The sequence below is a fragment of the Klebsiella sp. PK18 genome, from assembly GCF_057784655.1.
On sequence record NZ_CM173493.1, the window covers coordinates 177,911 to 196,710 of the forward strand.

Here is an 18,800-nt window from a genome sequence, read left to right on the forward strand (position 1 = left end):
TGAGCGGTTTTTATCTAGTGTGCCTTGTTGCCGCACGGGTGAACTCCTCCTGGCCGGCGTTTTACCAGGAGGATGAAAAGGGGTGAGTGACACCGCTCAAAAAATAGGCTAAAAATGAGACGAAGCTAGCATTTTCGCACTGGCGATGCGGCGCAGAAACCGATTTCAGATGACACCAATTCGGAATTGGACTATTTCTGTTGATGCTCTCATTGCGTATTTTTGATACTATTAGCGATTCAGCTATCGTTTTTTTGTGAAAAACAAGGTGTTGGAATGCATATATCCGACCAGGAGACCTGATGATATCGAATCCCATACGACGATATGGGGCCGCCATACTTATGTTACTAACCTGTGTATTTTCAGGTAGTGTGTTGGCAACAACGCACACAGCAACAAAGAGTCATAAAGCCCCAACGGTTAAGAAGATCAGTAGTACTAAGGTAAGCAGTAAACAAGAGTATTCTCGCAATAGTGTAAAGAGCAGTTCACTTCCTGACTTGCGAAAATACCCTTCCGGAACACCAAGGAAAAAAGCGTTTCTCCGGACGGTCATGCCTTATATTACCAAGCAGAATCAGGCGATTACTGCGGATCGTAACTGGCTTGTTTCCAAGCAGTACGATGCTCGCTGGTCGCCGACTGAGAAGGCGCGCCTGAAAGATATCGCTGCCCGTTATAAGGTGAAGTGGTCAGGCAATACGCGTCATGTGCCCTGGAACGCGCTGCTTGAGCGTGTCGACATTATTCCGAACAGCATGGTAGCAACCATGGCGGCGGCGGAAAGTGGCTGGGGTACCTCCAAGCTGGCGCGTGAGAACAACAACCTGTTTGGCATGAAGTGCGGCGCCGGTCGCTGCCGCGGGGCGATGAAAGGCTACTCGCAGTTCGAATCAGTGGAGCAGTCGGTGCAGGCTTATGTCACCAACCTGAACACCCACCCGGCTTATTCTTCATTCCGCAAATCGCGCCTGCAGCTGCGCAAGGCGGATCAGGAAGTGACGGCCAGTACCATGATTCATAAGCTGAAGGGTTATTCGACCAAAGGGTCGAGCTACAACAACTATCTCTTCGCGATGTATCAGGACAATCAGCGGCTCATCGCCGCCCATCTGTAATCCGGATGCCCGGCCTTGTCGCCGGGCATTTTTTTGCCCTACAGCATCACCTCGCTGTGCCGGTCACGGTACTCCTTCGGCGTCACGTCGTACTCCTTCTTAAACACCGAATAGAAATATTGCAGCGATGGGTAGCCGCACATTTGTGAAATCTCATTGATCGACAGGCTGGTGGACACCAGCAGGCTGCGCGCCTTTTCCAGTTTCTCGCTGTGGATCACCGTGTGGATGGTCTCCCCGACTTCCTCTTTGAAGCGTTTCTCCAGATTGGAGCGAGAGATGCCCACGGCGTCGAGCACCTGTTCCACCTTGATGCCTTTGCAGGCGTTGTTGCGAATGTAATGCATCGCCTGAATCACGGAGGGATCGTTCAATGACCGGTAGTCGGTGGAGCGTCGCTCAACGACGCGCATCGGCGGGATCAGCTGGCGCTGCAGCGGGAGCACCTCGTTATTCAGCAGCCGGTGGAGTAATTTTGCCGCCTGATAACCCATCTGGCGGGTGCCCTGGGCGACGGAGGAGAGGGCGACGCGAGAGAGATAGCGGGTCAGCTCCTCGTTATCGATGCCAATAACGCACAGTTTCTCTGGCACCGGGATATGCAGCAGCTCGCAGGCCTGCAGGACGTGGCGGGCGCGGGCGTCGGTGACGGCGATGATGCCGGTTTGCGGCGGCAGGGTTTGCAGCCAGTCGGCGAGCCGGTTTTGCGCGTGCTGCCAGTTTTCCGGCGCCGTCTCCAACCCCTGGTAGACCACGCCGCGATACTTCTCCTTCGCGACCAGCTGGCAGAAGGCATACTCGCGCTCTACCGCCCAGCGTTTACCGCTGGAGGTGGGGAGTCCGTAAAACGCGAAGCGGTGCACCCCTTTTTCCTTCAAATGGAGAAAGGCGCTTTCCACCAGCGCGGCGTTGTCCGTGGCAATATAGTGGACCGGCGGGTACTGCTCTGGCTGATGATAAGATCCGCCGACGCCGACGATGGGCACGTGGACATCGGCCAGCAACTTTTCGATTTCGGGATCGTCATAGTCGGCGATAACGCCATCGCCCAGCCACTCTTTGATGTTTTCGATTCGTGCCCGAAAATCCTCTTCAATAAAGATATCCCACTCCAGCTGGGAGGCTTGCAGATACTCGCCGACGCCCTCAACCACCTGGCGGTCATAAGCTTTGTTGGCATTGAATAACAGCGTAATACGGTGACGCTTTTCAAACATAGATAATGTTCCTGCTCTAACCCCGGTCATACCCCTTCATTCTTGATGTTGCCAATGGCCTGGCTTCCTCACTCACCCGGGCCACGTACGCCGGTACGCGGCCCGGGGGCGTCGTCTGCAACCCGAATGATGTTGGGTATACACTACCGGCTAATGCCCGAGATATTTCAAGCGCCTTGTGGCGAAGTTTGGCGGTAGCGCAAAGAATTCAGACATTCTTCAGAGAGTCTCTCCTCACGCGCGCCGCTTGGTGGCGGAGTCCATCCACACCGCCAGCAGCAAAATGGCGCCTTTAACGATATATTGCCAGAAGGTGGCGACGTCCATCATGCTCATGCCGTTATCCAGGGCTGACATAATAAACGCCCCCATTACCGCTCCGGCGACGCTGCCGATGCCGCCCGCCAGGCTGGTGCCGCCGATGACGCAGGCGGCGATGGCGTCCAGTTCGGCGATATTGCCCGCCGAGGGCGACCCGGCGCCGAGGCGCGAGCTGAGGATCAGCCCGGCAATGGCGACCATCAGGCCGTTAATGGCAAACACCGCCAGCTTGGTTCGCTCGACGTTGATCCCTGAGAGGCGGGCCGCCTCCAGGTTGCCGCCGATGGCATAGATGCGACGACCAAAGGCGGTGCGGGTGGCCATAAACAGACCTGCCAGCAGCAGGGCAGCGAGGATCAGCACCGGGGTCGGCACGCCACGATAGTCATTGAGCAGCCAGATTGCGCCCAGCACAATCACCGCGGTAATGGCCTGACGGCCAACGGCGGCGGTGGAGGACGAGGTCGCCAGACCTAACGCCTGACGGCGCATCCGCCCGCGCCACTGCCAGACGATAAACGCCGCCATGCCGACCACGCCGATGCCAAACCCAATACCGTCTGGCAGATAGCTTTGGCCGATCTGCGCCATCGCCGGGCTGGTGGGCGAGACGGTGGTCCCGTTGGTGATGCCGATCAGAATGCCGCGAAACGCCAGCATCCCGGCGAGGGTGACGATAAACGAGGGAACCTTGCGATAGGCCACCCACCATCCGTTCCACGCCCCGAGCAGCAGGCCCATCACCAGGGTCACCAGGATGGTGAGCGGCAGCGGCCAGCCGAGCCAGACGTCAAAGATTGCCGCGGCGCCGCCCAGCAGCCCCATCATCGAGCCGACGGACAGGTCGATTTCTGCCGAAATAATCACAAACACCATGCCAACGGCGAGGATGCCGGTGATGGCCGTCTGGCGCAGCAGGTTGGAGATATTGCGTGCGCTCAGGTAGGCGCCATCGGTAACCCAGGTGAAAAACAGCATAATGACGACGATGGCGGCGATCATCACAAAGACCTGGAGATTCAGCCCCTTCAGCGCCGGCAAGGCGGCGGGGGCGGTTGGGGTGAGTTTGATTTCAGACGACGTGTTCTTCGACATGGCGTTCGCTCCTCAGCGCGGCTTCCATCACCTGTTCCTGGGTCAGATGTTGATTAACCAAATTGGCTTTTAGTCTACCTTCGTGCATGACCAGCACCCGATCGCTGAGACCGAGCACCTCGGGCAGTTCTGATGAAATGACAATGACCGCGATGCCCTGCTGCACCAGCTGGTTAATCAGTTTATAAATTTCATACTTCGCCCCGATATCGATGCCACGGGTGGGTTCGTCGAGGATCAGAATGCGCGGATTGAGCAGCAGACAGCGCGCGAGAATCGCCTTTTGCTGGTTGCCGCCGCTCAGGCGGCCAATCGCCAGTTCCGGCGAAGAGGTTTTAATTTTCAAACGCTGAATGGACTGCTGAATGCAGTGCTGCTCGGCGGCGTCGTCCAGGCTGCTCATCGCGCCGGTGAACTGGTTGAGCGCCGCCAGGGTAATGTTTTTGCCCACCGCCATCACCGGCACGATGCCGTCTTTTTTGCGGTCTTCCGGCACCATGGCGATGCCGTGGGCAATGGCCTGCTGGCAGTTAGAAATGCTCACCGGCTGGCCATCAATAAAGATCTCCCCTTGCCAGCGCCCCGGCCAGACGCCGAACAGGCACTGTACCGCCTCGGTACGTCCGGCGCCGACCAACCCGGCGATGCCGAGGATTTCCCCGCGACGCAGGGAAAACGAGACGTCATTGACGCGTTTAATATGGCGGTTTACCGGGTGCCAGGCGGTTAAATGTTCGACCCGCAGGATCTCCTCGCCGTGGGCGTGCGGCTCGCTGGGATAGAGCGCGGTGAGCTCGCGGCCGACCATCATGGTGATGATATCGTCTTCGCTCATGCCGCTGGCGTCGCGGGTGCCGATGTGCTGGCCATCGCGGATCACGCAGATCGTGTCGGAGATCGCTTTGACCTCATTGAGCTTGTGAGAAATATAAATGCAGGCGATACCGTGGTTTTGCAGATCGCGAATGATCGTCAGCAGCGTCGCGGTCTCTTGTTCGGTTAAGGAAGCGGTCGGTTCGTCGAGGATCAGCAGACGAACCTGTTTATTCAGCGCCTTGGCGATCTCCACCAGCTGCTGCTGACCAAGGCCGAGGTCGCCGACGCGGGTGTCGGGCGATATGGGCAGATTGACCTGCGCCAGCAGCTTCTGACAGCGCAGCGTCATGGTTTCATAATCCAGCAGACCGTGGCGGGAGATCTCGGCGCCGAGGAAAATATTCTCCAGCACGGTGAGATGTTTCACCAGCGCCAGCTCCTGGTGAATAATGGCGATGCCTTTGCGTTCGGTATCGCGAATATGGTTTGCCTGCAGCGTTTCGCCGGCAAAAATAATCTCGCCCTCATAGCTTCCGTGCGGATAGATACCGCACAACACCTTCATCAGCGTCGATTTCCCCGACCCATTTTCACCGCATAACGAGACCACCTCACCCGCGTTAAGACGCAGGCTGACGTTATCCACGGCTTTAACGGCGCCGAAGGTTTTGGTGATGTTCTTCATTTCGAGTAGCCAGGCCATAAAGACTCCGCAAAAGTGATATCCGGCGGGATGAAAATGACGCCCCGGAGCGGGGCGTCAGCCATTACAGTTCACTCTTTTTATGAAAACCGTCTTTAATCACCGTGGCGTCGATATTCTCTTTATTTACCTCAATGGGCGTTAACAGGCGCGAAGGGACGTCTTTTAAGCCGTTATTAAGCGTGGTATCGGCCTTCGGCTGCTTATCGTTACCCAGCTCAACGGCGATTTCAGCGGCGTTGGTGGCCAGGGTGGTAATCGGTTTATAGACGGTCATCGTCTGAGTACCGGAAATAATGCGCTTCACACCCGCCAGGTCAGCATCCTGACCGGAGATCGCCACTTTACCGGCCAGCCCCTGGGCGGTTAAGGCCTGGATGGCGCCGCCGGCGGTGGCGTCATTGGAGGCGACCACGGCATCGATCTTGTTATTATTCGCCGTCAGCGCGTTTTCCATTATTTTCAGCGCGTTCTCCGGCAGCCAGCCGTCAACCCACTGATCGCCGACAATCTTAATTTTGCCTTCATCCACATACGGTTTGAGGACCTTCATCTGCCCGGCGCGGAACAGTTTGGCGTTATTATCCACCGGCGAGCCGCCCATCAGGAAATAATTACCCTGCGGCACTTTGTCGACCAGACTTTGCGCCTGCATTTCACCGACTTTTTCATTGTCGAAAGAAATATAGAAATCAATATCAGCATTATTAATCATACGGTCATAGGCCAGGACTTTAATACCTTCCTGCTTGGCTTCTTTAATCACGTTGCTGAGTACCTGACCGTTATAAGGAATAATGACTAACACATCGACGCCGCGGTTGATCATATTTTCAATTTGCGACATCTGCGTTTCTTCATTGCCGTTGGCGGACTGGACAAAAACTTTGGCGCCTAAGGATTCCGCTTTATTGACGAAAATATCACGGTCTTTCTGCCAGCGCTCCAGACGCAGATCGTCGATGGCCATGCCAATCTTCACTTCTTTCGCCATCCCCGCCATGCTGGCGAGCAGGAGGGAGCTGGCGCAAAGTGTAAGGCAAAGGTTCTTTATCTTCATAATAATGATACCTTTTTTGTAAGGGTAGGTAAGACGAACGGAAAAATAATGTTTGATACATGAGGTTGCGGATACGTTACAGATTCTTAACGCGGAAAGCAGGGCTGGCAATTACCGGTTCTTATTTTGCCGTTATGAAATTTCGTTTAATGTGCAAATTATGACGGCGATCGTATTTTATTCATGCACACTCTTATTATTGCACTGGACTTGTCCGACAAGGCACGGAGAAGGCGGAAGTATATTATTTTTTGCGAGCTGGCGCACGTTTGTGGATTCTCTCAATGGCGGTGTGAAATAACGTAATTGAGGAGAAGGAAAGTGAAATTCTATATTGACTTAAACCCGTCATACTTCAAGTTGTAGGTGGGTTGGTGACATTCGTTGCTCCGACCTTTGCTGGCGCCAGCGCCTGAGGGTTCACGCTCTTGCCGCCTTCCTGCAACTCGAATTATTTAGGGTATCTGATTGGTTATTCGCCGCATCTCTGAATATGGAGTTCTCTATGCAGACCTATTTCGATCAACTCGATCGCGTTCGTTACGAAGGCCCGAAATCCACTAACCCGCTGGCTTTCCGTCACTACAACCCGAATGAACTGGTGCTGGGCAAACGGATGGAAGATCATCTGCGTTTTGCGGCCTGTTACTGGCATACCTTCTGCTGGAATGGCGCCGATATGTTTGGCGTGGGCTCCTTTGACCGTCCATGGCAGCAGCCTGGCGACGCCCTGGAGATGGCCAAACGTAAAGCCGATGTGGCGTTTGAATTCTTCCACAAACTCAACGTGCCTTACTACTGCTTCCACGATGTCGATGTCTCGCCGGAAGGCGCCTCGCTGCAGGAGTACAGCAATAACTTCGCCCGCATGGTCGAGGTACTGGCAGAGAAACAGCAGCAGAGCGGCGTGAAGCTTCTGTGGGGGACCGCAAACTGCTTTACCAACCCGCGCTACGGCGCCGGCGCGGCCACCAACCCGGATCCGGAAGTGTTTAGCTGGGCGGCCACCCAGGTGGTCACCGCGATGAATGCCACTCATCAGCTGGGAGGCGAAAACTATGTGCTGTGGGGCGGTCGCGAGGGCTATGAAACCCTGCTGAATACCGACCTGCGTCAGGAGCGTGAACAGATTGGCCGCTTCATGCAACTGGTGGTGGAGCATAAGCATAAAATTGGCTTTAAAGGCACGCTGCTGATTGAGCCCAAACCGCAGGAACCGACCAAGCATCAGTATGACTATGATGCCTCTACCGTTTACGGCTTCCTCAAACAGTTTGGTCTGGAAAAAGAGATTAAACTGAATATTGAAGCTAACCATGCCACGCTCGCCGGCCATTCGTTCCATCATGAAATCGCGACGGCCATTGCGCTGGGGCTGTTCGGCTCCGTCGACGCCAACCGCGGCGATCCGCAGCTGGGCTGGGATACCGACCAGTTCCCGAACAGCGTCGAAGAGAATGCGCTGGTGATGTATGAAATTCTTAAAGCGGGCGGCTTCACCACCGGCGGCCTCAACTTTGATGCGAAAGTGCGCCGGCAGAGCACCGACAAATACGACCTGTTCTATGGTCATATTGGCGCGATGGATACCATGGCGCTGTCGCTGAAAGTTGCGGCGCGGATGATTGAGGACGGTGAGCTGGATAAACGCGTGGCCAGACGCTACGCCGGCTGGAACGGTGAGCTGGGGCAGCAGATCCTTAACGGGCAGATGACCCTCAGCGACATTGCCCAGTATGCCACTCAGCATCAGCTGGCGCCGCAGCATCGCAGCGGCCAGCAGGAACAACTGGAAAACCTGGTCAACCATTATCTGTTTGATAAGTAATCATGCGGCGGCGCCCGGCATGACCGGCGTCGCAACCAGGATGCTCTGTTCGCGCCACGCTTAGCCGTGGCGCGCGTTTAAGGAGAGGTAGTATGTATATCGGCATCGATCTGGGAACATCGGGCGTCAAAGCCATTCTGCTGAATGAGCAGGGTGAGGTAGTGGCATCGCATACCGAAAAACTCACCGTCTCGCGTCCTCATCCGCTGTGGTCGGAACAAGATCCCGAACAGTGGTGGCTGGCGACAGACACGGCGATGAAAGCCCTGGGCGCGCAGCATAGCCTGCGCGACGTGAAGGCGCTGGGCATCGCCGGGCAGATGCACGGCGCCACGTTGCTGGATAAATCGTTACAGGTGCTGCGTCCGGCCATTTTATGGAATGACGGCCGCTGCGCCGAAGAGTGCCAGCTGCTGGAGGAAAAAGTCAGCGCTTCCCGGCAGATCACCGGCAACCTGATGATGCCGGGCTTTACGGCGCCGAAGTTACTCTGGGTGCAGCGCCACGAGGCGGCGGTGTTCAACCAGGTCGATAAAGTGCTGCTGCCGAAGGACTATCTGCGCCTGCGCATGACCGGCGAGCTTGCCAGCGACATGTCTGACGCCGCCGGTACGATGTGGCTGGACGTCGCCCGGCGTGACTGGAGCGATGAGATGCTCGCCGCCTGCGATCTCAGTCGGGATGCGATGCCGGCGCTGTTTGAAGGCAGCGACGTCACCGGGCAACTGCGATCTGAGGTGGCGCAGGCGTGGAATATGCCGCAGGCGCTGGTGGTGGGCGGCGGCGGCGACAACGCCGCAGGCGCGGTCGGGGTCGGAATGGCCGACGCCGGCCAGGCAATGCTGTCGCTGGGCACCTCAGGCGTCTACTTCGCCGTCAGCGAAGGGTTCCTCAGCAAACCCGAAAGCGCGGTGCACAGCTTCTGCCATGCGCTGCCGGGCCGCTGGCATCTGATGTCGGTGATGCTCAGCGCGGCCTCCTGCCTGGACTGGGCGGCGAAATTAACCGGCCTGGCCAGCGTGCCGGCGCTGATCGCGGCGGCGCAGACGGCGGATGAAAGCGCCGGTCCGGTGTGGTTCCTTCCCTATCTGTCGGGCGAACGCACGCCGCACAACAACCCGCAGGCCAAGGGCGTCTTTTTTGGCCTGACGCATCAGCATGGGCCGGCAGAGCTGGCGCGAGCGGTGCTGGAGGGCGTGGGCTATGCGCTGGCGGATGGCATGGACGTGGTACACGCCTGCGGCATCAAGCCGCAGAGCATCACGCTTATCGGCGGCGGGGCGCGCAGCGCTTACTGGCGACAAATGCTGGCGGATATCAGCGGCCAGCAGCTCGATTACCGTACCGGGGGCGACGTCGGCCCGGCGCTGGGGGCGGCCAGGCTGGCGCAGCTGGCGGTGCACGACGAGGCAGACCGCGCCGGGCTGCTGAAGCCGCTGCCGCTTGAACAAGCGCATCGCCCGGACGATCGCCGTGTGGCCCACTATGCGCCACAGCGGGAAACCTTCCGCCAGATTTATCAGCAGCTGAAACCGCTGATGTCTTAGCCTCAGTCCGTCCGGCAGCGCCGGGCGGATTCCCTCCCTGAATGTCCCAGCTACATCCATCCAAAAAAGCGTATTTGTTTATTCCGAAATCTCCGCTTTCCGGTGCGTAACCTGCGGCATCGCCGGGGGAGTCGGTCATAATCAGCCCCTGTCGACCAGGGAGGTGAGATGAACACAAAACGCAACATTGCCAGGGTGATGATGGCAGCAGGATCGCTGGTTTATCTGCTCGGTATCTGGCGAACCTGCCCGTTGTTTAGCGGTAAAGGTTATTTTCTCGGCGTACTGGTGATGGGGATGTTTGCCGTCCTCGCCCATCAGCGCGCCAGCCAGTGGCAGGAACAGGACGACGGCTTTATTGCCTTATGTCGGCTGGTGCTGCTGCTATCGGTCGGCCTGCTGCTGGTTGGCGCCTGGTATGTGCCGGCAGACTGGCATGAAAAAGCCGTCTATATCGCGGCGTGGTTTGTCTGCTTATATGGCGCATCGGCAACCCCCGAACGGACCCGCGTCGCCCGGGCGATGCAAAAAACGGAATAAGCGCCGCCCCGAGGCGCGTAAAAGGTAAAAAGTGATGGAAAACAAGCACGCGACGTATTCTCCGGCGTTTCATTTGATCTCCTGGATTGCCCTGATCGGCGGCATCGTCACCTATCTGGTGGGGCTGTGGAATGCCGATATGCAGTTGAATGAGAAAGGCTATTATTTTGCTGTCCTGGTACTGGGGCTGTTTGCCGCGGCATCTTATCAAAAGACGGTGCGCGATAAGTATGAAGCCATTCCGACCACCGCGCTGTACTACACCACCTGTCTGGTGGTCTTCGTTATCGCTGTTGGCTTGCTGGTTATCGGACTGTGGAATGCCACTCTGCTGCTCAGCGAGAAAGGGTTCTATGGGCTGGCGTACTTTTTGAGCCTGTTTGGCGCTGTTGCGGTGCAGAAAAACGTGCGTGATGCCTGGGACCCGACGCGCTTACGGGAACCTCTCAGCGTGACGGAAGAGGGGCCTGAGTCGTAAGTCGGGCCCCTCCGGGTGGCGGACCGTTAGCTGACCAGCCGGCGGCTATCAATCCGCTGCACCAGGCCTGACAGCAGCAGGCTGCCGAGCAGGGCGGCGCTAAATATCCACACAATGTCCAGCAGCGGCCAGCGGGACAGCTCCAGATGGCTGGCGCGCAGCGCATGCACTATCAGGGCATGGAAACCGTAGATCCCCAGTGAATGTCGCGCAATGCAGGCGATACCGGGCAGGGGACGCGCGTTAAGCCAGTTTTTGGCCAGCGTCAGCAGGGCGACCGCGCAAACGAACACCGCCGGCCCGCAGTAGAGATACCAGGTGTCGCCAAAGTCTCCGCGCCAGCGCAGCTCATGCAGCGTGCCGCGGGAGATAACCCACACGGCGGCGATGAACAGCGCGGCGCAGAGCGGGGTCAGCCATTTTTTATCGGTGTCCAGGGTGCCAATGGCTCTGCCCAGCACGCCGTAGAGCACGTAGTAGAAGGTATCGCCGTTGATATAGAGGTTGACTGGCAGCCACTCAATCCCGGCGGCTTTGACGCTGACCATATTGGGGTTGGCCAGAATACCGAGGATCGCCATCAGCGCCAGCAGCATTTTGCCGCTGACGGACTTAACCTGAATCAGCGGTGAGAGCAGGTAGATGACGGTGATAGCAAAGAAAAACCACAGGTGGTAGAAGACGGGCTTCTGCAGCAAATTCTTTAACGATAGCTCGACGTTGATATGGGTAAACAGCGCGATATACAGCAGAGACAGCGCGCTATAGAACGCAATGCACAAACCAATTCGCCAGAAATGGCGCGGCTGGGCGCTGCGCTCGCCAAAAAACAGGTATCCCGAGATCATAAAAAACAGCGGCACGCTGACGCGGGAGGCGGAATTGAGCAGATTAGCGATGTCCCATTCCATAAGGGTGATGGCATGCGGATGAGTGATATACCAACTGGTACTGTGGATCATCACCACCATCATGCAGGCGATACCGCGCAGGTTGGTGATCCAGTGTATCTTTTCTTGCATCAGTCCCTCAAAGTCTGCTGGCGAAATAAGGTCTGACCCGCCTTATGTCCCGGTGTCGCAATAGATTAGTCTGAGTTTTCGGTCACAGACTTGTCGCGGTTTTATGATATTCGCAAAATACCTGTAATACTGAATCTTTACGATAACAACTTGCTAACAAGGCGGTGGAGGAGTACGTGGTGAAAGGTGTTGTTTCCGTTATGCTGGTGCTGCTCCTCGCGGGCTGCAGCGAGACCATTTCTCCCCCGGCGCAAAAAGCGCAGCGCGCACGCATTACTCCGCAAACGACGCTCAATATGGCCCAGCTTTGCAAGGATCAGGCCGCTATTCGCTACAACACGCAAACGCAGCTCGTTGACGTGAACCATTTTGAACAATTCCAGGCGAGCTATGAGCTTTCGGGGCGGACCGGCAAGAATGAGCGTTTCATCTGTTCCTTTGACCCGGACGGCCAGTTTATGCATCTTTCGATGCGCTGAATCGACCCCGGCTGGCGTAAATTTCGTCCGTTTTCCTGAAACAACGCCGTTTCGTACTGTATATCTCGCAGCCAGCGGGTATACTGACTCCTTCCTTTAAATCCACACGTATCCAGCACGAAATCATATGCAAAAGTTTGATACCAGGACCTTCCAGGGCCTGATCCTGACCTTACAGGATTACTGGGCTCGTCAGGGCTGCACCATTGTTCAACCACTGGACATGGAAGTCGGCGCCGGCACCTCTCACCCGATGACCTGCCTGCGCGCGTTAGGGCCGGAGCCAATGGCGACCGCCTACGTGCAGCCTTCCCGTCGTCCAACCGATGGCCGCTATGGCGAAAACCCGAACCGTTTACAGCACTACTATCAGTTCCAGGTGGTGATTAAGCCCTCGCCGGACAACATTCAGGAGCTGTACCTCGGATCGCTGAAAGAGCTGGGTATGGACCCGACCATTCACGATATTCGTTTTGTCGAAGACAACTGGGAAAACCCGACGCTGGGCGCCTGGGGTCTGGGTTGGGAAGTGTGGCTCAACGGCATGGAAGTGACGCAGTTCACCTACTTCCAGCAGGTGGGCGGCCTCGAGTGTAAGCCGGTGACCGGCGAGATCACCTACGGTCTGGAGCGTCTGGCGATGTACATCCAGGGCGTGGACAGCGTTTATGACCTGGTCTGGAGCGATGGCCCGCTGGGTAAAACCACTTACGGCGACGTGTTCCACCAGAATGAAGTGGAGCAGTCCACCTATAACTTCGAATACGCCGACGTCGACTTCCTGTTCTCCTGCTTTGAGCAGTATGAGAAAGAGGCCCAGCAGCTGCTGGCGCTGGAGACTCCGCTGCCGCTGCCGGCCTATGAACGTATTCTGAAAGCGGCTCACAGCTTTAACCTGCTGGATGCGCGTAAAGCCATCTCCGTCACCGAGCGTCAGCGCTATATTCTGCGCATTCGCACCCTGACTAAAGCAGTGGCGGAAGCGTACTACGCTTCCCGTGAAGCGCTCGGCTTCCCGATGTGCAACAAGAATAAATAAGAGGCGGCCATGTCTGAGAATACTTTTCTGGTGGAAATCGGCACTGAAGAGCTGCCACCAAAAGCGCTGCGCAGCCTGGCGGAATCTTTTGCTGCGAACGTGACCGCGGAGCTGGGTAATGCCGGCCTCGCACACGGTAAAGTGGAATGGTTTGCCGCCCCGCGTCGTCTGGCGCTGAAGGTAGCCAACCTGGCGGCGGCGCAAGCCGATCGCGAAGTGGAAAAACGCGGCCCGGCTATTGCCCAGGCGTTCGATGCCGAAGGCAAGCCAAGCAAAGCGGCCGAAGGCTGGGCGCGCGGCTGCGGTATCACCGTCGATCAGGCCGAACGTCTGACCACCGACAAAGGCGAGTGGCTGCTGTATCGCGCCCATGTAAAGGGCGAAAGCACTGAAGCGCTGCTGCCGAACATGATTGCCAGCTCGCTGGCGAAGCTGCCGATCCCGAAACTGATGCGCTGGGGCGCGTCTGACGTCCACTTCGTGCGTCCGGTTCACACGGTGACTTTGCTGCTGGGTGACAAAGTGATCCCGGCCACTATCCTCGGTATTCCGTCCGATCGCGTGATTCGCGGGCATCGCTTTATGGGTGAGCCGGAGTTCACTATCGATCATGCCGACCAGTACCCGCAGATCCTGCTGGAGCGCGGTAAAGTCATCGCCGATTACGAACAGCGTAAAGCCAAAATCAAAGCCGATGCGGAAGAGGCGGCGCGTAAGATTGGCGGTCAAGCCGATCTGAGCGAAAGCCTGCTGGAAGAAGTCACCTCGCTGGTGGAATGGCCGGTGGTGCTGACGGCGAAGTTCGAAGAAAAATTCCTCGCGGTGCCGTCCGAAGCGCTGGTTTACACCATGAAGGGCGACCAGAAGTACTTCCCGGTCTACGACAATGCCGGCAAACTGCTGCCGAACTTTATCTTCGTAGCCAACATCGAGTCCAAAGATCCGCAGCAGATCATCTCCGGTAACGAGAAGGTGGTTCGTCCGCGTCTGGCCGATGCTGAATTCTTCTTCAACACCGACCGTAAAAAACGTCTGGAAGATAACCTGCCGCGTCTGGAAACCGTGCTGTTCCAACAGCAACTTGGGACCCTGCGCGACAAGACCGATCGCATCCAGGCGCTGGCGGGCTGGATTGCCGGGCAGATTGGCGCTGACGTGAACCATGCGACCCGCGCGGGCCTGCTGTCCAAGTGCGACCTGATGACCAACATGGTCTTCGAGTTCACCGACACCCAGGGCGTGATGGGGATGCACTACGCGCGCCATGACGGCGAAGCGGAAGACGTGGCCGTGGCGCTGAACGAGCAGTATCAGCCGCGCTTTGCCGGCGACGCGCTGCCGTCTAACCCGGTGGCCTGCGCGGTGGCGATTGCCGATAAGATGGACACCCTGGCGGGTATCTTTGGTATCGGGCAGCATCCGAAAGGCGATAAAGACCCGTTTGCGCTGCGCCGCGCCGCGCTGGGCGTGCTGCGTATCATCGTTGAGAAGAACCTGAATCTCGATCTGCAAACGCTGACCGAAGAAGCGGTGCGTCTGTACGGTGAGAAGCTGACCAACGCCAACGTGGTTGATGATGTGATCGACTTTATGCTGGGCCGCTTCCGCGCCTGGTATCAGGACGAAGGTTACGGCGTCGACACGATCCAGGCGGTACTGGCGCGTCGTCCAACCCGCCCGGCGGATTTTGATGCGCGCATGAAAGCCGTATCGCACTTCCGTACCCTGGAAGAGTCCTCCGCGCTGGCGGCGGCAAACAAACGTGTCTCCAACATCCTCGCGAAATCCGACGAGACGCTGAACGACATCGTTCACGCTTCAGTGCTGAAAGAAGCGGCGGAAATCAAGCTGGCGGGCAATCTGGTGGTGCTGCGCGACAAACTGCAGCCGTATTTCGCCGCAGGCCGTTATCAGGATGCGCTGATTGAGCTGGCTGCGCTGCGCGAGCCGGTGGATGAATTCTTCGAGAACGTGATGGTTAACGCTGAAGACAAAGATGTTCGCATCAACCGTCTGACGCTGCTGTCCAAACTGCGTGAACTGTTCCTGCAGGTCGCGGATATTTCTCTGCTGCAGTAAGCGTATCGGTAATAATAAAAGACCTGCCTCAGGGCAGGTTTTTTTATACGGGAAATATAAATAGATGAACCGTTAATAATTCTGTCATTGATATCTCCATTATTTACATTCATCGATAAGAAATGTTTTAGGAATATATAAACATAATTCCGTGAGGTATTTACGCTAGAATGGCGGCGGGTGCTTGAGACTGTGTGTCTCAGGTATTCAGCGGGAGATAGACAGAGAAAAGCCCCACCTGATAGTAATCAAAGTGAGGCTCCCCTATGCATGAACACCATAAGAGTAGCCTCTTACTTGTTGAAAATCAACACTGGAGGCGAGGAATGCCGCAAAAGTATCTGTTGTTTGGCTTAGTAGTGATTTGCTTCACTATTTTATTATTGACCTGGATGGTTCGTGATTCGCTATGTGAATTACAGCTCAGGCAGGGAAATATTGAGCTGGTGGCATTCTTAGCCTGTGATATTAAACAGTAAGAGCATCTGGTGGGGATCTATCCCCACCATGCTTGCAGTGTCAGGCATTCTCAATGCACCCTTTCATTGTTCACCAAATAAATCATTTGCCTCCTGATATCAGGAGGCCTTTTTATTTTTACACGATCGTTGAATAAAACAGGCTTGCAACGCATACCGGAGTGTGGCTATCCTATGTCCCGACGAATTCCTCGTCTCACCGGAGCGCTCCCCACAAATGAACAAACACGACTGATGAATTTCACGCCTTACCTCGCAGATGTTGCGGGTAGGGGAGTATTGATTTCATTCAGGAGTGCTTATGGCTCATTGCGCCCACATCCCCGCTTTTGTTTTACATCAGGTCACCTGTCAGTTTGCGACGGGAGATACGCTTTTTGGTCCGCTGAATTTATCGCTGGAATCGTCGCTTTGCGGCCTGGTCGGCCGTAACGGCGTTGGTAAGACGCGTCTGCTACGTCTGCTGGCCGGTCTGGATTCCCCCGCCGACGGCTATATCGAGCGCGGGGCTTCTATTGCCTGGGTGGCGCAGCAGCCGAACGTCACGCCAGAGATGACTCTCGCGGCGCTGCTGGGCTATGCGCCGATATTTGATGCCTTGTCTCGCCTTGAACAGGGTCAAGTGCTGGCTGCCGATTTCGATCTATTGGATGGCCACTGGGATCTCCCCGATCGCCTGAGTTTAGCTTTCCGTGAAGCCGCTCTCCCGCCGTTCTCTGCCGATCGTCCCGCTTTTTCACTCAGCGGCGGCGAGCGGATGAAGGCTCTGCTGTGCGGCGCCTTCGTCTCGGGCGCCGATTATCTGCTGCTGGATGAGCCCACCAACCATCTGGACCGCCAGGGGCGGGAGTGGCTCTATCACCAACTGGAAAGCTGGCAGGGTGGGGCTCTGATCGCCAGCCACGACCGCGAGTTACTGACGCGGATGCCGAGGATTATTGAGCTGACGCCGACGGCGCTGCACAGCTACGGCGGCAACTATGATGAATATCAGCGCCAGCGTATGGCGGAGCAGCAGGCTGCGCGCGCGGCGCTGGAGCATGCTGTGACCGAGCGACGGCGCACCCGCGCGCGAATGCAAAAGGAGCATGACGCCGCCCAGCGGCGCTCGGCTCAGACGCTGCGGACCGTTGATACGCTAAATATCGCCTCGTTTGAACGTGTGAAGTACAAAGGTGCGGCAAAAGAGCGCCCGGGAACGCTGCGCCGTCAGCATCGTGAACAGAACAGCAGTCTGAATGCCGCCGTGCAGCAGGCACGGGAGCGGGTAGAAGACGACAATCCGGTGATGTTTACCCTGCCGGGTAGCGAAGTGGCCGCCGGCAAGCAGGTTCTGGTGGTGGAAGCATTGCAGCTCGCCCATTCACCCGCTGCGCCGCTGGACTGGCGTATGGATGGTCCGATGCGTATTGCGCTAAAGGGACCGAACGGCTGTGGCAAAACCACTTTGCTGAAAACGCTGCTGGGGCTGGAGCAGGCCCTCTCAGGCGATGTCCGGCTGTCGGTGAGCGCGGCTTATCTGGATCAACATCTGACGCAGCTGGATCTGTCGTTATCGGTCATGGCGCACCTGAGCCTGGACGATACCCCGCTGGATGAGGGCCTTCTGCGCACCCGTCTGGCGCAGCTCCAGCTTGGCGCGGATAAGGTCACTCTGCCGCTGGCGACGCTCAGCGGCGGCGAGCGTCTGAAAGCAGCCCTGGCGTGCGTGCTCTGGCGACGCGATCCCGCTCAGCTGCTTTTGCTGGATGAGCCGACCAACCATCTCGATTTAGCATCGACACAGGCTATTGAAAGCGCGCTGGCGGCGTTTCCAGGCGCGATGCTGGTGGTGTCACATGATGAGGCTTTTTTACACGGTCTGAAGCTGACCCATAGCCTGGCGTGGCGGGAGACGGGCTGGCACTTTTCCCTGCTCTGAATGCCCAACAGCCGCCATCGTATGCTGGCGGCTGTTGGCGACAGATAAAAAAAATCCCCGCCATCAGGCAGGGATTCTCGATTCTTAGCGGCTTGAACTTACAGAGAAGTTACGTTGCCAGCTGCCGGGCCTTTAGCGCCGCTTTCGATGGTGAAGGAAACTTTCTGACCTTCGTCCAGGGATTTGTAGCCATCGTTCTGGATAGCAGAGAAGTGTACGAACACGTCTTTAGAGCCATCGTCAGGAGTGATGAAGCCGAAGCCTTTGTCAGCGTTGAACCATTTTACGATACCAGTCATTTTACCGGACATAGTGAATTACCTTTAAAAAAATAAGTGAGCCTTGCGGCGTAGCGGTCTGGACTACAGATTTAAAGCGATAAAGGGAAAGTTCACTACGGGGGTATCTTTGGATAACCTTAGAAGGACTGCTCTATTCGACTGCTCTGTGGTCTGTACATCAAACCTGCGAGCATTAACGCACGTTCAGCACCTGATAGCAAACTTTTTTTTACGGTGCAGCGGCAAAAGCCCCCTTACTGACCCATGCCGCTGCGCGCTGGATTAATCGAGTAACTGTCGTGAAAGCTGTGGATTGGCCTGAATCAGGCGCATCAATTTCAGCTCGGTGGGAGACGGTCTAACCCGTCTCGACTCCCACTCTCTTACCATGGCGACGCTCACGCCCATGACGTTGGCAAAGTCGTCAATCTTAAGTCCAGTGCCTTTACGCAGTTGCTCAAATTCACTAAACACAGTGGACTTACGGTTTGAGGTAAGTTTCTGATTATCATCCTTAAATACGATGTGTTCCAGGCTGCTCAGCAGTTCAAACACGGGATCTTTATATTCCATTGAGAACTCCTTTTATCACACAGCGGAAGAGATTTTTTATAAAGCTCTTTAAGAATAGTCAGAAAATCGTGCAGCGGATGGTAACGTCCGTGATTATTTGCCAACAGGCTATCGAATCGGCCCCGGCAGCCAAACGGCAGTGGAGCCTAAGAGAATGATTACTAACGCGATGAGATGGCTTCGAAAATTTTTGTAAACGGA

Annotated in this window: 17 protein-coding genes; 10 read left to right on the forward strand and 7 right to left on the reverse strand. The window is 56.5% G+C overall.

Going from position 1 to position 18,800, the window contains the following annotated elements; translation table 11 throughout:
• Positions 1-302: 302 nt before the first annotated feature.
• A complete protein-coding gene (locus AC3EMD_RS00865) occupies positions 303-1,121 on the forward strand; it encodes a protein bax (RefSeq protein WP_008806871.1) in 819 nt (272 codons plus the stop codon).
• Between the two features lie 38 nt (positions 1,122-1,159).
• On the opposite strand, the gene xylR is transcribed toward AC3EMD_RS00865, so the two are convergent.
• From xylR to xylF, 4 genes are all read right to left on the reverse strand, one after another.
• Positions 1,160-2,338: a D-xylose utilization transcriptional activator XylR gene (gene xylR / locus AC3EMD_RS00870; RefSeq protein WP_008806872.1), complete on the reverse strand. Its 1,179-nt coding sequence runs from the start codon at positions 2,336-2,338 to the stop codon at positions 1,160-1,162.
• Positions 2,339-2,572: 234 nt separating this feature from the next.
• Positions 2,573-3,754 (reverse strand): xylose ABC transporter permease XylH, encoded by a 1,182-nt coding sequence (gene xylH / locus AC3EMD_RS00875; protein WP_008806873.1) that lies wholly within the window; start codon positions 3,752-3,754, stop codon positions 2,573-2,575.
• A complete protein-coding gene (locus AC3EMD_RS00880; protein WP_012540329.1) occupies positions 3,732-5,273 on the reverse strand; it encodes a xylose ABC transporter ATP-binding protein in 1,542 nt (513 codons plus the stop codon). The genes xylH and AC3EMD_RS00880 overlap by 23 nt, the downstream gene beginning before the upstream one ends.
• A 64-nt stretch (positions 5,274-5,337) precedes the next feature.
• Entirely contained in the window at positions 5,338-6,333 is a 996-nt protein-coding gene (gene xylF, locus AC3EMD_RS00885) for a D-xylose ABC transporter substrate-binding protein (RefSeq protein WP_004210164.1), read from the reverse strand.
• Positions 6,334-6,838: 505 nt separating this feature from the next.
• On the opposite strand from xylF, the gene xylA reads away from it, so the two are divergent.
• The 4 genes from xylA (at position 6,839) to yiaA (ending at position 10,726) form a co-directional block, all read left to right on the forward strand.
• Positions 6,839-8,161 carry a xylose isomerase gene (gene xylA / locus AC3EMD_RS00890; protein ID WP_087498423.1) on the forward strand — a complete coding sequence of 441 codons (1,323 nt, stop codon included), beginning with the start codon at positions 6,839-6,841 and terminating at the stop codon, positions 8,159-8,161.
• A 92-nt stretch (positions 8,162-8,253) separates the two neighbouring features.
• Positions 8,254-9,708 (forward strand): xylulokinase, encoded by a 1,455-nt coding sequence (gene xylB, locus AC3EMD_RS00895; RefSeq protein ID WP_110190697.1) that lies wholly within the window; start codon positions 8,254-8,256, stop codon positions 9,706-9,708.
• Between the two features lie 168 nt (positions 9,709-9,876).
• A complete protein-coding gene (yiaB, locus tag AC3EMD_RS00900) occupies positions 9,877-10,248 on the forward strand; it encodes an inner membrane protein YiaB (protein WP_008806878.1) in 372 nt (123 codons plus the stop codon).
• A 31-nt stretch (positions 10,249-10,279) separates the two neighbouring features.
• Positions 10,280-10,726: an inner membrane protein YiaA gene (gene yiaA, locus AC3EMD_RS00905; RefSeq protein ID WP_008806879.1), complete on the forward strand. Its 447-nt coding sequence runs from the start codon at positions 10,280-10,282 to the stop codon at positions 10,724-10,726.
• 26 nt (positions 10,727-10,752) lie between these two features.
• Here the strand turns inward: yiaA and AC3EMD_RS00910 are convergent, their stop codons facing one another.
• On the reverse strand, positions 10,753-11,748 hold the full coding sequence (locus AC3EMD_RS00910) for an acyltransferase (RefSeq protein WP_032736527.1): 996 nt from the start codon (positions 11,746-11,748) through the stop codon (positions 10,753-10,755).
• A 179-nt stretch (positions 11,749-11,927) separates the two neighbouring features.
• Between AC3EMD_RS00910 and AC3EMD_RS00915 the strand changes: the two genes are divergently transcribed.
• From AC3EMD_RS00915 to AC3EMD_RS00935, 5 genes are all read left to right on the forward strand, one after another.
• Positions 11,928-12,227, forward strand: coding sequence for a YsaB family lipoprotein (locus AC3EMD_RS00915; RefSeq protein ID WP_077598891.1), 300 nt, complete (start codon positions 11,928-11,930; stop codon positions 12,225-12,227).
• A gap of 127 nt (positions 12,228-12,354) precedes the next feature.
• Positions 12,355-13,266, forward strand: coding sequence for a glycine--tRNA ligase subunit alpha (glyQ, locus tag AC3EMD_RS00920; RefSeq protein WP_004205014.1), 912 nt, complete (start codon positions 12,355-12,357; stop codon positions 13,264-13,266).
• Between the two features lie 9 nt (positions 13,267-13,275).
• On the forward strand, positions 13,276-15,345 hold the full coding sequence (glyS, locus tag AC3EMD_RS00925; protein ID WP_211743751.1) for a glycine--tRNA ligase subunit beta: 2,070 nt from the start codon (positions 13,276-13,278) through the stop codon (positions 15,343-15,345).
• 326 nt (positions 15,346-15,671) lie between these two features.
• Positions 15,672-15,824: a type I toxin-antitoxin system toxin HokA gene (gene hokA / locus AC3EMD_RS00930; RefSeq protein WP_012967075.1), complete on the forward strand. Its 153-nt coding sequence runs from the start codon at positions 15,672-15,674 to the stop codon at positions 15,822-15,824.
• Between the two features lie 301 nt (positions 15,825-16,125).
• Entirely contained in the window at positions 16,126-17,745 is a 1,620-nt protein-coding gene (locus AC3EMD_RS00935) for an ATP-binding cassette domain-containing protein (RefSeq protein ID WP_302073888.1), read from the forward strand.
• Positions 17,746-17,843: 98 nt separating this feature from the next.
• Here the strand turns inward: AC3EMD_RS00935 and cspE are convergent, their stop codons facing one another.
• The gene (gene cspE / locus AC3EMD_RS00940; RefSeq protein WP_000014594.1) at positions 17,844-18,056 is read right to left on the reverse strand and encodes a transcription antiterminator/RNA stability regulator CspE; all 213 of its coding nucleotides are present in this window, start codon (positions 18,054-18,056) and stop codon (positions 17,844-17,846) included.
• 252 nt (positions 18,057-18,308) lie between these two features.
• Complete coding sequence (locus tag AC3EMD_RS00945; protein WP_002921931.1) at positions 18,309-18,599, reverse strand: HTH-type transcriptional regulator; 291 nt, start codon at positions 18,597-18,599, stop codon at positions 18,309-18,311.
• Positions 18,600-18,800: the final 201 nt, after the last annotated feature.

Bases quoted from the DNA above. Each gene is read 5' to 3' on its own strand.
- xylH (WP_008806873.1), bottom strand. From the start codon at position 3,754: ATGTCGAAGAACACGTCGTCTGAAATCAAACTCACCCCAACCGCCCCC.
- cspE (WP_000014594.1), bottom strand. From the start codon at position 18,056: ATGTCCGGTAAAATGACTGGTATCGTAAAATGGTTCAACGCTGACAAA.
- AC3EMD_RS00945 (WP_002921931.1), bottom strand. From the start codon at position 18,599: ATGGAATATAAAGATCCCGTGTTTGAACTGCTGAGCAGCCTGGAACAC.
- xylF (WP_004210164.1), bottom strand. From the start codon at position 6,333: ATGAAGATAAAGAACCTTTGCCTTACACTTTGCGCCAGCTCCCTCCTG.
- hokA (WP_012967075.1), top strand. From the start codon at position 15,672: ATGCCGCAAAAGTATCTGTTGTTTGGCTTAGTAGTGATTTGCTTCACT.
- AC3EMD_RS00935 (WP_302073888.1), top strand. From the start codon at position 16,126: ATGGCTCATTGCGCCCACATCCCCGCTTTTGTTTTACATCAGGTCACC.
- glyS (WP_211743751.1), top strand. From the start codon at position 13,276: ATGTCTGAGAATACTTTTCTGGTGGAAATCGGCACTGAAGAGCTGCCA.
- AC3EMD_RS00910 (WP_032736527.1), bottom strand. From the start codon at position 11,748: ATGCAAGAAAAGATACACTGGATCACCAACCTGCGCGGTATCGCCTGC.
- xylB (WP_110190697.1), top strand. From the start codon at position 8,254: ATGTATATCGGCATCGATCTGGGAACATCGGGCGTCAAAGCCATTCTG.
- yiaB (WP_008806878.1), top strand. From the start codon at position 9,877: ATGAACACAAAACGCAACATTGCCAGGGTGATGATGGCAGCAGGATCG.
- xylA (WP_087498423.1), top strand. From the start codon at position 6,839: ATGCAGACCTATTTCGATCAACTCGATCGCGTTCGTTACGAAGGCCCG.
- glyQ (WP_004205014.1), top strand. From the start codon at position 12,355: ATGCAAAAGTTTGATACCAGGACCTTCCAGGGCCTGATCCTGACCTTA.
- AC3EMD_RS00880 (WP_012540329.1), bottom strand. From the start codon at position 5,273: ATGGCCTGGCTACTCGAAATGAAGAACATCACCAAAACCTTCGGCGCC.
- AC3EMD_RS00865 (WP_008806871.1), top strand. From the start codon at position 303: ATGATATCGAATCCCATACGACGATATGGGGCCGCCATACTTATGTTA.
- xylR (WP_008806872.1), bottom strand. From the start codon at position 2,338: ATGTTTGAAAAGCGTCACCGTATTACGCTGTTATTCAATGCCAACAAA.